Origin of the sequence: Streptococcus sp. HMSC10A01 (genome assembly GCF_001807785.1) — a bacterium.
Lineage (GTDB): Bacteria > Bacillota > Bacilli > Lactobacillales > Streptococcaceae > Streptococcus > Streptococcus gordonii.
Map to the genome: position 1 here is coordinate 102,810 of NZ_KV790962.1, position 13,643 is coordinate 116,452.

General features: G+C 38.1%; 14 protein-coding genes. All 14 read left to right on the forward strand.

Translation table 11 applies throughout. The features are described from left to right. The first annotated feature begins 21 nt into the window (after positions 1 to 21). The 14 genes from HMPREF3108_RS01195 (at position 22) to arcC (ending at position 13,484) form a co-directional block, all read left to right on the forward strand. A complete protein-coding gene (locus HMPREF3108_RS01195; protein ID WP_060554133.1) occupies positions 22 to 762 on the forward strand; it encodes a lysophospholipid acyltransferase family protein in 741 nt (246 codons plus the stop codon). A 38-nt stretch (positions 763 to 800) separates the two neighbouring features. Beyond that, positions 801 to 1,328 carry an HXXEE domain-containing protein gene (locus HMPREF3108_RS01200; RefSeq protein WP_060554134.1) on the forward strand — a complete coding sequence of 176 codons (528 nt, stop codon included), beginning with the start codon at positions 801 to 803 and terminating at the stop codon, positions 1,326 to 1,328. Positions 1,329 to 1,424: 96 nt separating this feature from the next. Then, a complete protein-coding gene (locus HMPREF3108_RS01205; protein WP_060554135.1) occupies positions 1,425 to 2,090 on the forward strand; it encodes a helix-hairpin-helix domain-containing protein in 666 nt (221 codons plus the stop codon). Continuing rightward, positions 2,074 to 4,314 carry a DNA internalization-related competence protein ComEC/Rec2 gene (locus HMPREF3108_RS01210; RefSeq protein WP_070492929.1) on the forward strand — a complete coding sequence of 747 codons (2,241 nt, stop codon included), beginning with the start codon at positions 2,074 to 2,076 and terminating at the stop codon, positions 4,312 to 4,314. The genes HMPREF3108_RS01205 and HMPREF3108_RS01210 overlap by 17 nt, the downstream gene beginning before the upstream one ends. A 90-nt stretch (positions 4,315 to 4,404) precedes the next feature. Further along, the gene (gene holA, locus HMPREF3108_RS01215) at positions 4,405 to 5,442 is read left to right on the forward strand and encodes a DNA polymerase III subunit delta (RefSeq protein WP_070492931.1); all 1,038 of its coding nucleotides are present in this window, start codon (positions 4,405 to 4,407) and stop codon (positions 5,440 to 5,442) included. A 73-nt stretch (positions 5,443 to 5,515) separates the two neighbouring features. Further along, the gene (gene sodA, locus HMPREF3108_RS01220) at positions 5,516 to 6,121 is read left to right on the forward strand and encodes a superoxide dismutase SodA (protein ID WP_045635085.1); all 606 of its coding nucleotides are present in this window, start codon (positions 5,516 to 5,518) and stop codon (positions 6,119 to 6,121) included. A gap of 111 nt (positions 6,122 to 6,232) precedes the next feature. Continuing rightward, positions 6,233 to 7,306, forward strand: a complete 1,074-nt coding sequence (locus HMPREF3108_RS01225; RefSeq protein WP_138115456.1) for a serine hydrolase — start codon at positions 6,233 to 6,235, stop codon at positions 7,304 to 7,306. A 205-nt stretch (positions 7,307 to 7,511) separates the two neighbouring features. Beyond that, positions 7,512 to 8,300 carry a YhfC family intramembrane metalloprotease gene (locus tag HMPREF3108_RS01230; protein ID WP_045635086.1) on the forward strand — a complete coding sequence of 263 codons (789 nt, stop codon included), beginning with the start codon at positions 7,512 to 7,514 and terminating at the stop codon, positions 8,298 to 8,300. Further along, positions 8,278 to 8,559 (forward strand): autorepressor SdpR family transcription factor, encoded by a 282-nt coding sequence (locus HMPREF3108_RS01235; protein WP_012130660.1) that lies wholly within the window; start codon positions 8,278 to 8,280, stop codon positions 8,557 to 8,559. Before HMPREF3108_RS01230 ends, HMPREF3108_RS01235 begins: the two co-directional genes overlap by 23 nt. Beyond that, positions 8,546 to 9,043, forward strand: coding sequence for a DUF1648 domain-containing protein (locus HMPREF3108_RS01240; RefSeq protein WP_045635087.1), 498 nt, complete (start codon positions 8,546 to 8,548; stop codon positions 9,041 to 9,043). The genes HMPREF3108_RS01235 and HMPREF3108_RS01240 overlap by 14 nt, the downstream gene beginning before the upstream one ends. A gap of 76 nt (positions 9,044 to 9,119) precedes the next feature. Beyond that, the gene (locus HMPREF3108_RS01245; RefSeq protein WP_008809520.1) at positions 9,120 to 9,806 is read left to right on the forward strand and encodes a Crp/Fnr family transcriptional regulator; all 687 of its coding nucleotides are present in this window, start codon (positions 9,120 to 9,122) and stop codon (positions 9,804 to 9,806) included. 258 nt (positions 9,807 to 10,064) lie between these two features. Then, positions 10,065 to 11,294, forward strand: coding sequence for an arginine deiminase (gene arcA / locus HMPREF3108_RS01250; protein WP_070492933.1), 1,230 nt, complete (start codon positions 10,065 to 10,067; stop codon positions 11,292 to 11,294). Between the two features lie 50 nt (positions 11,295 to 11,344). Next, a complete protein-coding gene (gene argF / locus HMPREF3108_RS01255; protein ID WP_012130656.1) occupies positions 11,345 to 12,361 on the forward strand; it encodes an ornithine carbamoyltransferase in 1,017 nt (338 codons plus the stop codon). A gap of 175 nt (positions 12,362 to 12,536) precedes the next feature. Then, positions 12,537 to 13,484, forward strand: a complete 948-nt coding sequence (gene arcC, locus HMPREF3108_RS01260) for a carbamate kinase (RefSeq protein WP_070492935.1) — start codon at positions 12,537 to 12,539, stop codon at positions 13,482 to 13,484. Positions 13,485 to 13,643: the final 159 nt, after the last annotated feature.

Below are 13,643 nucleotides of genomic sequence, written 5' to 3' on the forward strand. Positions count from 1 at the left end.
TGCATAGAAAGGTTTGTGATTATGTTTTATACCTATTTAAGAGGATTAGTAATGTTTATTCTATGGGCTTTAAATGGAAATGCCCATTATCACAATTTGGATAAAATTCCTTCTAAGGATGAAAATTATATTTTAGTCGCACCACACAGGACCTGGTGGGATCCTGTTTATATGGCTTTTGCTACCAAGCCTAAGCAATTTATCTTTATGGCTAAAAAAGAGTTGTTTAAAAATCGTATTTTCGGCTGGTGGATTCGGATGTGTGGTGCCTTCCCTATTGATCGTGAAAATCCAGGACCTTCAGCTATCAAATACCCTGTCAACATGCTGAAAAAGAGCAATCGTTCCTTGATCATGTTTCCAAGTGGCAGTCGTCATTCAACGGATGTTAAGGGTGGTGTTGCTGTTATTGCCAAGATGGCCAAGGTTCGGATTATGCCAGCCATTTACGCTGGTCCTATGTCTCTTAAGGGATTAGCTTCTGGTCAACGGGTGGATATGAATTTTGGTAATCCAATTGATATTTCTGATATTAAGCGGATGGATGACGCAGGGATTGAAGAAGTGGCAAGACGGATTCAAGCAGAGTTTGATCGACTAGATGCAGAGGTTGCTCCTTATCAAAAAGCTAAAGCGCCAAACATCTTATGGCGTGTATTGCGCTTGTTGGCCTTTGTTCCAGCAGCTATCATTGGTCTCTTAACTATTCTTTTTAGCTTCCTAGCTAGCTTCGTCTGGGATCCGGATAAACATAAAAAATAGGATTAGTTGTCATTTTCTTTTAGGAGAAAGGAGAAGCTATGTCACTAGCCTTATTGTCTTTTATCGTCCTATCGCTTTTTATGATTCATGAGTTTGATGAAATTATACTTGTCAAACCTTGGATCAAACAGAATCAAGACCACCCTGCTTATCAGAAGGAAATGTTCATTGCAGGAAAGTCAAGTTATCCTTCGGCCGAGAGCTTAGCCTTGATGATTGCTGAGGAATTTATTTTAGCTTTCCTCCTGCTCTTAGTAGCAATTCTCTGCCGATTTTCTGAGTTAGCCTTAGCAATTACTATCTGTCATACCTTGCATTTATTGGGCCACATTAGTCAGGTTATAAAATTTCGCTCTTTGCTTCCAGGTGGACTGACTGCAGTTCTAACCTTTCCAATCTTGTTAGTGATTTTAGCGGTCTATTTATCTCAGAATTCAGTTTCTTGGGTTTTACTGATTCTGCTCAGCATTCTAGTCATGCTAGCTCTCTTAGGTAATCTGCTTTTTCTACATAAACAGGCTCCAACCATTCATGCTTGGATTTATAGAATCAGTAAAAGAAATTAAGAAATATCCTAAAATTATCAAAAGTCAAGTTTACTTGGCTTTTTTTCTTCTTTTACGAATAAATAGGTAATACTTAATTTTACTAAAGGAGAAATGATGATAGAAGATTTGATAGAAAAAGCAAAGCAATATAAAATTGCTCTAGGTCTTGGTCTATTGGGGGTGATTGCAGCAGGCTTTATTTTACTACAGGGAAGAGACCAAGGGGGGACAGATGTTCAGCAATTGACAGAGCAAACTTCTTCCTCTAGTTCATATATGAATGAAAAAAGTAACAAGAGTAATGAGATCAGTCAAGCCGAGACAGAAGATCAGTTGGTTACAGTTGATGTCAAGGGTGCGGTAAAAAAGCCTGGTGTCTATCAGTTGCAGTCTAATAGTCGGGTTCATGATGCTTTAGAAAAGGCAGGTGGTTTAACTGACGAAGCTGACTTAAAATCCGTCAATCAGGCTCAGAAACTGAGCGACGAGGCGGTAGTATATGTAGCCAAGGTCGGAGAAAATGCTGTAGATGTTACGACGAGTGCCCCTGCAAGTGCAACATCAGGAACGGGCCAGGCGAAATCCGCGCTGGTCAATCTAAATACAGCAACAGAAGCAGACTTTCAAACTATTTCAGGCATCGGACAAAAACGAGCTCAGGATATTATTGCTTACCGAGAAGCCAATGGTAGATTTAAGTCTGTAGATGATCTAAAAAATGTATCAGGTATTGGGGCCAAAACTCTGGAAAAATTAAAAGAATATGTCACAGTGGATTAAAAAACTTCCCCTTTCACCAATCTATTTGTGCTTTCTTTTGGTTTGGCTTTACTTCGCTATTTATAGTGGGGAAAAGCTCGCTTATCTGGGAGTTTTTCTGCTTATAGCTCGCCTAATCTGGCATTATCCAAGAAAGAAATGGTTGCCAACTTTGGCTATCCTAGCCTGTTTTGCTATCTTTTTTTATGCTAGACGCGAGTTGACGGAGCGAACCTTTCAGTCTCAACCAGCTCCAGCAAGACAAGTCTTAGTTTTACCAGATACAATTAAAGTAAATGGAGATTCCCTGTCATTCCGTGGTAGAATAGCTGGCAGACTCTATCAGCTCTACTACAAATTAGCAAGTCCAAGAGAGAAAAAAACTTTTCAAAAACTAACTGACTTGGTCACTTTAGAGATAGAAGCGGAGTTCAATCTAGCAGAAGGACAGCGCAATTTCTCTGGCTTTGACTATCAGGCTTATTTAAAAAGTCAGGGAATCTATCGGACGGTTAAGGTCAGTGGGATTATCTCTAGTCGTTCTAGTCAGTCTGCTAATCCATTTGATTGGCTGTCTGTTTGGCGTAGGAAGGCCTTGGTTTTCATTAAGTCTACTTTTCCAAGCCCGATGAGTCACTACATGACAGGACTCTTGTTTGGTGATTTAGATATTGATTTTGCAGAGATGAATGACTTGTACTCAAGTTTAGGAATTATCCATCTTTTTGCTTTATCAGGAATGCAAGTTGGCTTTTTTATGGATGTCTTTCGAAAAATTCTTCTACGCATTGGCTTAAGAATGGAAACAGTAGATTGGTTGCAATTCCCTTTGTCCTTTATTTATGCTGGTTTGACCGGATTTTCTGTGTCAGTAGTGAGGAGTTTAGTGCAAAAATTGTTGTCTCAATTTGGAGTGAGGCGCTTGGATAATTTTGCGATGACCATGCTGGTCTTAATGCTTCTTATGCCAAGCTTTCTCCTGACAACAGGCGGAGTCCTATCTTGCGCTTATGCCTTTATCATCACGATGTTGGACTTTAAAGATTCTAGTGGTTTTCACAAAGCAGTGCTAGAGAGTTTAAGCATCTCGCTAGGTATTTTACCAATTCTTATCTATTATTTTGCAGAATTCCAGCCTTGGTCTATCCTCTTGACCTTCCTTTTTTCAATCGTTTTTGATGTATTTATGTTGCCTCTCTTGAGTCTAATTTTTGTCCTTTCGCCTTTGTTTGCCATCACTCAAGTTAATATCTTTTTCCAATGGCTGGAAATAGTTATACGTTGGGTAGCTGGTCTGTCAACAAGGCCAATAGTTTTAGGTCAGCCCAATCTGACTTTGCTTATTCTTCTTCTACTAGCTTTAGCCTTACTCTATGATTTTAGAAAACAAAAAAAGATTAAGGCTGGTCTGAGTCTGTTAGCAATCTTGCTATTTTTCCTAAGTAAATATCCCTTGCAAAATGAAATCACAGTGGTTGATATTGGACAAGGAGATAGTATATTTCTGAGAGATATCAGAGGCCGAACCATTGTAATTGATACAGGAGGACGGGTGGAGATTGGTAAAAAAGAGGCTTGGCAAGAGCGCGTGAGAAAAAGCAATGCGGAAACGACCTTAATCCCTTATTTAAAAAGTCGAGGAGTGGATCACTTGGATCAATTAGTCCTGACTCACACAGATACAGACCATATGGGAGATATGTTGGACTTAGCCAAGCATTTTTCTATCCGAGAAATTTATGTTTCCAAAGGAAGTATGACTCAGTCTGATTTTGTAGGCAAGTTAAAGAAGATGAAAGCTAAAGTTCATGTAGTCGAGGTGGGAGATCGGCTTCCTATTTTTGATTCGGCTCTTGAAGTGCTCTACCCGCTTACTCAAGGAGATGGAGGTAATGATGATTCAATTGTCTTGTATGGTGAATTTTTCCGGACCAAGTTTCTTTTCACAGGAGATTTAGAAGCTCCAGGTGAAGGTCAGATGGTGACAGCCTATCCAGATTTAAGAGTAGATGTGCTCAAAGCTGGGCATCATGGTTCTAAAGGATCTTCTAGTCCAGAATTTCTAGAGCATATTAAGCCTAAGTTGGCCTTGATTTCAGCTGGTAAAAACAATCGCTACCAGCATCCGCATCAGGAAACTTTAGAAAGATTTGAAAAAATCCAGACCAAGATTTTACGGACAGATGAGCAGGGTGCTATTCGATTTAAAGGATGGAGTTCTTGGAAGATAGAAACAGTTCGCTAGCCACTTAGGAATGAGATTGGACAGGCATTATCTTAAGCTGTGTGGTATAATATAGAGAACCAAAATAAGACAAACAAGGAGAAGGATTTCTTGTTAGCAATTGAAGCCATCAAAAAAATAAATCTATCCAATCTACCTCCCCTTACTGTGTTAACAGGAGATGATTTGGGACAGTTCGAATTGCTGAAAGAACAGTTGTTGAAGCAAATTGAATTTAATGCAGCTGACTTGAATTATGCGCTATTTGATATGAAGGAAGTAGATTATCAGCAAGTGGAATTAGACTTGGTGAGTCTTCCCTTTTTCTCAGATGAAAAAATTATTATTCTAGATCATTTTATAGATATCACAACTGCCAAAAAGCGAAATTTATCAGATGATGAATTGAAGTCTTTTGAGACGTATTTGGAACATCCAGTGGAGACAACCAAGCTAATTATCTTTGCAGAAGGAAAGTTAGACAGCAAACGTAGAATTGTTAAGCTTTTAAAACGAGATGCAGAGATTTTTGAGGCATCAGAGCCGAAAGAACAGGATTTAAGGTCTTATTTTAGTAAAGTAGCTCAAGCAGAGAATCTTCAGTTTACTCCGACTGTGTTTGATCAACTTTTGATTAAATCGGGATTTCAATTTAGCGAAATTAGTAAGAATTTATCTTTTTTAAAGGGATATAAGCCAGATGGTCAGATTGAGCTTGAAGATGTTACAGAAGCTATTCCAAAGACCCTGCAGGACAATATTTTTGACTTGACTCAGTTAATCCTAAAGCAAAGGGTTGATGAAGCTCGAAGTCTTGTTAGTGATCTAAGGCTACAAGGAGAGGATGAAATCAAACTGATTGCTATCATGTTGGGGCAGTTCCGTATTTTTACTCAGGTCAAGATTTTGTCGGGAAATGGCAGGGTAGAAAGCCAGATTGTATCGGACTTATCTGATTATCTGGGACGAAAGGTTAACCCTTATCAAGTTAAGTTTGCTTTTAAGGATGCACGTTCTTTGAGTTTGTCTTTTTTAAAAAAGACTATGGCTTGTTTAATTGAAACAGATTATCAGATTAAATCTGGACTTTACGAAAAGGATTATCTATTTGATCTTGCATTGCTTAGGATTGCAACTGGAAATCTGTAAGCAAAATAGTTGAAAAAAAAAACATGATTGTGTTATCATTTTCATAATAAATAAAGAAAAAGAGGTTTTGCAAATGGCAATTATTTTACCTGATCTTCCTTACGCTTATGATGCATTGGAGCCATATATTGATGAAGAAACTATGCACTTGCACCATGACAAACACCATAATACTTATGTAACAAATGTCAATGCAGCACTTGCAAAACACCCTGAAATTGGCGAAGATTTAGAAAAATTATTGGCTGATGTCGAGTCTATTCCAGCTGATATCCGTCAAGCAGTTATCAACAATGGTGGTGGACACCTTAACCACGCTCTTTTCTGGGAATTGATGACAGCAGAAGAGACAGCACCTTCTGCAGAATTAGCGGCTGACATTGATGCTACTTTTGGTTCCTTTGAAGATTTCAAAGCAGCTTTCACAACTGCAGCAACAACTCGTTTTGGATCAGGCTGGGCTTGGTTGGTTGTCAATAAAGAAGGCAAATTAGAAGTGGTTTCAACTGCAAACCAAGATACTCCAATCTCAGAAGGTAAAACTCCAATCTTGGGCTTGGATGTTTGGGAACATGCTTATTATGTAAAATACCGTAATGTTCGTCCTGATTACATCAAGGCATTCTTCTCAGTGATCAACTGGAATAAAGTTAACGAACTTTATGCAGCAGCTAAATAATATAAATTAGGAGCGAATCGTGTAGATTCGCTTTTTTAGTTACTATTTTGCCCTTTAGACTTGTTATTTTTCTCATATTTTTTTATAATACTAAAAATTAGGAGAAAAAATTTGACTAAAAAATATATAACAATTGCTGTTGCTGTCATTTCCAGCCTCTGCCTGATCGGTTTATTTATCTTCTTTGCTATTGAGTGGAAGATGGCCTATGAGAAACAAAGTCGGATTAATGCTGAATCTACAAGCTCTGCTAGTCATCAGGGTCAAAAAGAAAAAGAAGCGGCTATAGAAAAACCAGAAGAAACCAAGCCTGTTCAAAAAAGTCCTGAAGAAAAGCAAAAAGTCATGGAGGCGGATGGGCCGACTATGGATGCTTTAGGTTTACGTTATGACTATGCCAATTTGGATTTGACTCAGGTAGTTCAGGCTTATTTAGCTGAAGCGGGAATTGAACAATCGCAGATTGCCTTTTCTTATAAGGACCTGACGACAGGTCAAACATTTGCCATGAATGATACTCAGCCTATGACAGCCGGCTCAACTTACAAACTACCACTCAATATGTTGGTAGTAGATGAGGTGGCAGAGGGGAAATTATCAATGGAAGAGCGCTTTGATATTACCCAAACTCACTTTGAGTATCAAGGAGAACATGATAATTATGTTGCAGCTTTTAATGGTGCCATGTCGATTCCCGATATGCAAGAGTATTCCTTGGTTTATTCTGAAAATACACCAGCCTACGCTTTAGCCGAGCGTCTAGGTGGGATGGACAAGGCTTATGAGATGTTCAGTCGTTATGGTCAGTCCAAGGGTGATCTAAAAACCATTAGTCGTGAAAATAATAAGACCACAACGGATTATTATATCCAAGTACTAGAATATCTTTCTAAAAATCAAGAGAAATATAAGGATATTCTTTACTATATTGGCGAATCTTTCCCTGGTGAATATTATAAGCGCTATCTACGCGATATTACTATTTATCAAAAGCCAGGATATGTTCGTGAAGCGCTAAATGTTGATGCTCTAGTTATGGAGGAGAAGCCCTATATTGTAGCTCTCTATACGGCTTACTTAGGGGGCAGTACTGAATCTAGTGATGAAATCAGCGGACTTGGAATTGAGCAGGTGGGACAACTAGCCTATGTTATCAATGAATGGCATCGGGTTAATAAGAATTGATTGACAATGAATTATAAAATTTTAAAAGTATGCTTAGATACAGATCTGAGCATATTTTTTCTTATAATGAATGATACTTTAAATAGTATAAGTAAAACTGATAAAGGAACCTATTTAGAAAAATATCGAAATATCCTTGACGCTTAAAAGATAGAGGAGTATAATTCTATTTAGAAAATAATCGAAATACTTTGGGAGGATGACTATGATTACAACACATATTATCATTTCCATGTTGCTTATTTTAGCGGCAGTCTTAGTTCCTGTTATTTATTTCAAAAAGAGCAAGCACATTTCTCTAGTAGTCTTTTTTTTAGGAGGAGTTGGTTTTTATTTATCAAGCCAAATTCTTGAAAAAATCTTGCACTGGATTGTTTTACAGCCTCAGGCTGATGGAAGCATAGCTTTGCAGACGGAAAATCCTTGGCTATATGTCCTTTATGGTGTTGCTGTGGCAGCTATTTTTGAAGAAACAGCCCGATGGATCGTCTTTTACTTGTTACAAAAGAAGCGCCCAATGACAGTTAGCGATGGTTTGGCTTATGGCTTGGGGCATGGCGGTATTGAGGCTCTGTTTGTTGGAATTGTGAGTCTCTTAAACTTTTGGATTATAACTCAAGCAGTGACTCAGGGAAATGCGCAGTTAGTGACTAAAGTTCCTCAAGCAACGATTGACTATATTAAGTCTCTGAGTGCTGGAAGCATCTATCTTTTGGTTTTTGAACGCATCGTGGCAGTGATCTGTCAAGTCTTACTAAGCTTTTGGGCTTGGAAGTCAGTCAAAGAAAAGGCCCCGATTTATTTTCTAGCTGCTCTAGGATTCCATGCTTTGATTGATCTAGCTCCTGCACTGGGACAGATTCAGTTGCTTTCACCCCTGGTTGTTGAGGCCATATTCTTTATTGAAGTAGTTGGTCTAGCTTATCTGACCAAGAAAATAATGAAGAGTTATCTGAAAGAAGGTTCTTATCATGGGAATCAATCAAACACTTAAAGCTTTAGCAGATCCAGTTCGGAGAAATATTTTAGAAATGCTAAAACAGGGCCCTAAGTCGGCGGGAGAAATAGCTCAAGCTTTTGAGCTAACTCCCGCCACAGTGTCCTACCATTTATCGCAGCTGAAAAAGGCAGGCTTATTATTAGAAGAAAAAAAGAAAAACTTTATTTATTATAGTTTAGATATCACAGTTTTTGAGGAAATTTTAGTTTGGTTCCAATCTCTCGGAGGAGGAAATGGAAATGAAAAAAAATAGTTTACAAGAATTAGGTTGGGCACTTGGCGTCATGCTCTTGCCAGTTTTATATGCCGTATGGATCTATCAAACATTACCAGAAAACCTGGCTATTCATTTTGACTTATCTGGAAAAGGAAATGCTTTTTTACCTAAGTTTTTAGTAGTTTCGGCTTTTCCAATTGTCATGATGCTGCTAGAAGTTATGATTTACTGGACAACCATTGCCAAAGATATCTTGAATAGAACCTTTAAGCACCTTATTCGCTGGATAATCCCTTTTTCCTTTGTTTCGCTATATCTAGCTACCATTTATCGGGGGTTAAATGAGGAATTTGACATCCGTAAAATAGCAGCCATGGTGGTTGCTTTGGTATTCATAATTGTAGGTAATTACTTGCCCAAAAAAGTACAAGAAAACAGACAACCCCTGAATAGAAAACTGGCTTATCTTTTTGTAGGAATCGGATTTTTATTGTTTGTAATTGCTATTTTCTGTTTGTAAGCTGAATACATAGATATATCTTTATTTGTAAGCGTATTTATGATATACTGTCATTATCAAATATAAAAGGGTTATTATGATTAATAAGGAACATTATCAGTTTATCCGCCAGCATCCTGCTTTTGAGAATTTTCCAGTAGAGTCTTTTGATAAATTAGCCATTGAAATTCAATTTCATAAGGTTTCTAAAGGTCAAATTATCTTTTTTTCTGGAGATCGGCGAGATCGCCTTTTCCTTCTCTATCAAGGATATGCTCGAATAGAACAGTATGATGCTACCGATACTTTTTCTTATACTGATTATATAAAAAAGGGAAATGTTTTCCCTTATGGTGGCATCTTCTTTGATGAGCGCTATCATTATACTGCAAGTGCTGTGACTCAGGTGGAATACTTTAGTATTCCTATGAAATTGTTTGAAGATTTCTCTAAGAAAAATGTGAATCAGCTGTTGTTTATCACGCAAAAACTATCCAGAATCTTGGAGTTTCAAGAATTACGCTTGCGAAATGTTGTTGCGGTCAGTGCAACAGACAGAGTTGTTCAGTCTCTTTCGATCTTATGTATGGATTTATGCAAAACAGGGGATGTTTTGCCATTTCCAATTAGTATGAAGGAGTTGGCTAAACTAGGAGCTACAACCCGTGAAACAGTTAACCAGGTTCTCAAAAGGTTGAGAGAAGAAGGACGTATCAGCTATGAGCACAAACAGTTGGTTTTTACTGATAGAGAATATTTTATGAAATATTTCAAAGAAAGTTAGTCTACTGGACCGACTTTCTTTTTTTGTATAAACAAAGATTTTATAAAAAAATAAATATTCGCAAAAATCATAAAAGATACAAAATATGCAAAGAAAACGCTTCAAAACATAAAAATATTTAAAAAAATCCTAAAAGTGATAAAAATTTGGCATTTAGAGTGTCAGTTTTTTTGTGTAAGTGTTTTCAAAAAATGCTAGAATAATATATGTAAACGGGCTTAGGAAAACCTAAACCGCAAAGAATAAGGAGGAAAGTAGATGTCTACACATCCAATTCATGTTTTCTCAGAAATCGGAAAACTGAAAAAAGTTATGTTACATAGACCTGGTAAAGAGTTGGAAAACTTGATGCCAGACTATCTCGAACGTCTTCTCTTTGATGATATTCCATTTTTGGAAGATGCACAAAAAGAACACGACAACTTTGCTCAAGCACTTCGCAATGAAGGTATTGAAGTGCTATATCTAGAAAAACTAGCTGCTGAGTCTTTGACTTCACCAGAAATTCGCGACCAATTCATCGAAGAATATCTTGATGAAGCAAATATCCGCGGACGCCAAACTAAAGTGGCTATTCGTGAGTTGCTTCAAGGCATTAAAGATAACCAAGAATTGGTTGAAAAAACAATGGCTGGTGTTCAAAAAGCTGAATTGCCAGAAATTCCAGAAGAAGCAAAAGGCTTGACTGACTTGGTGGAATCAGATTATCCATTCGCTATCGATCCAATGCCAAACCTTTACTTCACACGTGACCCATTTGCTACAATCGGTAATGCAGTATCACTCAACCACATGTACGCAGATACACGTAACCGCGAAACTTTGTATGGTAAATATATCTTCAAATACCACCCAGTTTATGGTGGAAATGTTGAGCTTGTATACAATCGTGAAGAAGATACTCGTATCGAAGGTGGAGATGAGTTGGTTCTTTCTAAAGATGTATTGGCAGTTGGTATCTCACAACGTACTGATGCTGCATCAATTGAAAAATTGTTGGTAAACATCTTCAAGAAAAACGTTGGCTTCAAGAAAGTATTGGCTTTCGAATTTGCTAACAACCGTAAATTCATGCACTTGGATACAGTCTTCACAATGGTAGACTACGATAAATTTACTATTCACCCAGAAATCCAAGGCAATCTTCGCGTCTTCACAGTAACTTATGAAAACGAACAATTGAAGATCGTTGAAGAAAAAGGAGATTTGGCAGAACTTCTTGCTGAAAACCTTGGTGTTGAAAAAGTAACATTGATTCCATGTGGAGATGGCAACGCTGTTGCTGCAGCACGCGAACAATGGAACGATGGTTCAAACACTCTTACAATCGCTCCAGGTGTTGTTGTTGTGTATGACCGCAATACAGTTACTAATAAGAAATTAGAAGAATACGGCTTACGTTTGATTAAGATCCGCGGAAGTGAATTGGTTCGCGGTCGTGGTGGACCTCGTTGTATGTCAATGCCATTCGAACGTGAAGAAATCTAAACGTTCAATATCTTAAGAAATTCTAATAGATAGAAAGAGGAAATAAAAGAATGACAAATTCAGTATTCCAAGGACGTAGCTTCCTTGCAGAAAAAGACTTTACCCGTGCAGAGTTAGAATACCTTATTGGTCTTTCAGCTCACTTGAAAGATTTGAAAAAACGTAACATTGAGCACCGTTACCTTGCTGGTAAAAATATTGCTCTCTTGTTTGAAAAAACATCTACTCGTACGCGTGCAGCCTTTACTACAGCAGCTATCGACCTTGGCGCACACCCAGAATATCTTGGTGCTAATGATATTCAGCTTGGTAAAAAAGAATCAACTGAAGATACAGCTAAAGTTTTGGGCCGGATGTTTGATGGTATTGAATTCCGCGGTTTCAGCCAACGTATGGTAGAAGAATTGGCAGAATTCTCAGGTGTTCCAGTTTGGAATGGTCTGACTGACGAATGGCACCCAACTCAAATGTTGGCTGACTACTTGACAGTTCAAGAAAACTTTGGTCGCCTAGAAGGCTTGACATTGGTATACTGTGGTGACGGACGTAACAACGTTGCTAATAGCTTACTAGTGACTGGTGCCATTCTTGGTGTTAATGTTCATATCTTCTCTCCAAAAGAACTCTTCCCAGAACAAGAAATTGTTGAATTGGCAGAAGGATTTGCGAAAGAAAGTGGCGCTCACATCTTAATCACTGAAGATGCAGACGAAGCTGTGAAAGGTGCTGATGTACTTTACACTGACGTTTGGGTATCAATGGGTGAAGAAGACAAATTTGCAGAACGTGTTGCTCTTTTGAAACCATACCAAGTAAACATGGATTTGGTTAAGAAAGCCGATAACGAAGACTTGATCTTCTTGCACTGCTTGCCTGCTTTCCACGACACAAATACTGTTTATGGTAAGGATGTTGCTGAAAAATTTGGCGTAGAAGAAATGGAAGTGACTGACGAAGTATTCCGCAGTAAATATGCTCGTCATTTCGACCAAGCAGAAAACCGTATGCATACAATTAAAGCAGTTATGGCTGCAACCTTAGGTAATCTTTACATTCCAAAAGTATAACCTTAGAAACAATTAAACTGTAATACCAACAGCTATGAGGGCTGCGACTAATAGCTTTAGTCCGCCCTCATTTTTAATAGTCAAACAGTTTGTCTTTCTAAATTGAAAAATAAACTGGAGGACATTATTGTAATCAAAATTAAAACGCATTTACCTTGCGTTGAAGGAGAATTATATGGCAAATCGTAAGATCGTTGTAGCCTTGGGAGGAAATGCCATCCTTTCATCTGATCCATCAGCAAAAGCACAGCAGGAAGCTCTGGTTGAAACTGCTAAGCATTTGGTGAAACTGATTAAAAATGGAGATGACCTCATCATTACTCACGGGAATGGTCCTCAAGTAGGAAATCTCTTGTTGCAACATTTGGCAGCAGACTCTGAAAAGAACCCTGCCTTCCCACTAGACTCTCTCGTAGCCATGACAGAAGGAAGCATCGGCTTCTGGTTGCAAAATGCTTTGCAAAATGCTCTCTTGGATGAAGGAATTGACAAAAACGTTGCTTCAGTAGTGACACAAGTGGTTGTAGATAAGAAAGACCCAGCTTTTGTTAACCTTAGCAAACCAATTGGACCTTTCTATTCAGAAGAAGAAGCAAAAGCAGAAGCTGAAAAGAGCGGAGCAACTTTCAAAGAAGACGCTGGACGTGGTTGGCGTAAGGTCGTTGCTTCACCAAAACCGGTTGACATTAAGGAAATTGACACAATTCGTACTCTTTTAAATGATGGCCAAGTGGTGGTAGCTGCTGGTGGTGGCGGTATTCCTGTCATTAAGGAAGACAACGGTCATCTTTCAGGAGTTGAAGCTGTTATCGATAAAGACTTTGCATCTCAACGTTTGGCTGAGTTAGTTGAAGCTGACCTCTTCATCGTGTTGACAGGAGTAGACTATGTCTTTGTAAATTACAATAAACCTGATCAAGAAAAATTAGAACATGTGAATGTTGCTCAGTTGGAAGAATATATCAAACAAGATCAATTTGCTCCAGGAAGTATGCTTCCAAAAGTTGAAGCAGCTATTGCCTTCGTTAACGGTCGTCCAGAGGGTAAAGCGGTTATTACTTCACTAGAAAATCTGGGTGCTTTGATTGAATCTGAAAGCGGAACAATTATTCAAAAAGACTGAAATAAATTTTGAACTATAGACTAGTTTAAAAGATTTGCTCTAAAAAACACTGGTATTTTTCATGTCAATATGATAAAATATTGGTGATAAATAAACATTTTCTTGGATATTTATTCGAGAAGAGAGCTTGGTTTTTTGCACTTTGTTAGATTTTAGGAG

Coding starts and splice junctions, on each gene's coding strand:
- HMPREF3108_RS01195 (WP_060554133.1), top strand. CDS start 22: ATGTTTTATACCTATTTAAGAGGATTAGTAATGTTTATTCTATGGGCT.
- HMPREF3108_RS01200 (WP_060554134.1), top strand. CDS start 801: ATGTCACTAGCCTTATTGTCTTTTATCGTCCTATCGCTTTTTATGATT.
- HMPREF3108_RS01205 (WP_060554135.1), top strand. CDS start 1,425: ATGATAGAAGATTTGATAGAAAAAGCAAAGCAATATAAAATTGCTCTA.
- HMPREF3108_RS01210 (WP_070492929.1), top strand. CDS start 2,074: ATGTCACAGTGGATTAAAAAACTTCCCCTTTCACCAATCTATTTGTGC.
- sodA (WP_045635085.1), top strand. CDS start 5,516: ATGGCAATTATTTTACCTGATCTTCCTTACGCTTATGATGCATTGGAG.
- HMPREF3108_RS01230 (WP_045635086.1), top strand. CDS start 7,512: ATGATTACAACACATATTATCATTTCCATGTTGCTTATTTTAGCGGCA.
- HMPREF3108_RS01235 (WP_012130660.1), top strand. CDS start 8,278: ATGGGAATCAATCAAACACTTAAAGCTTTAGCAGATCCAGTTCGGAGA.
- HMPREF3108_RS01240 (WP_045635087.1), top strand. CDS start 8,546: ATGAAAAAAAATAGTTTACAAGAATTAGGTTGGGCACTTGGCGTCATG.
- HMPREF3108_RS01245 (WP_008809520.1), top strand. CDS start 9,120: ATGATTAATAAGGAACATTATCAGTTTATCCGCCAGCATCCTGCTTTT.
- arcA (WP_070492933.1), top strand. CDS start 10,065: ATGTCTACACATCCAATTCATGTTTTCTCAGAAATCGGAAAACTGAAA.
- argF (WP_012130656.1), top strand. CDS start 11,345: ATGACAAATTCAGTATTCCAAGGACGTAGCTTCCTTGCAGAAAAAGAC.
- arcC (WP_070492935.1), top strand. CDS start 12,537: ATGGCAAATCGTAAGATCGTTGTAGCCTTGGGAGGAAATGCCATCCTT.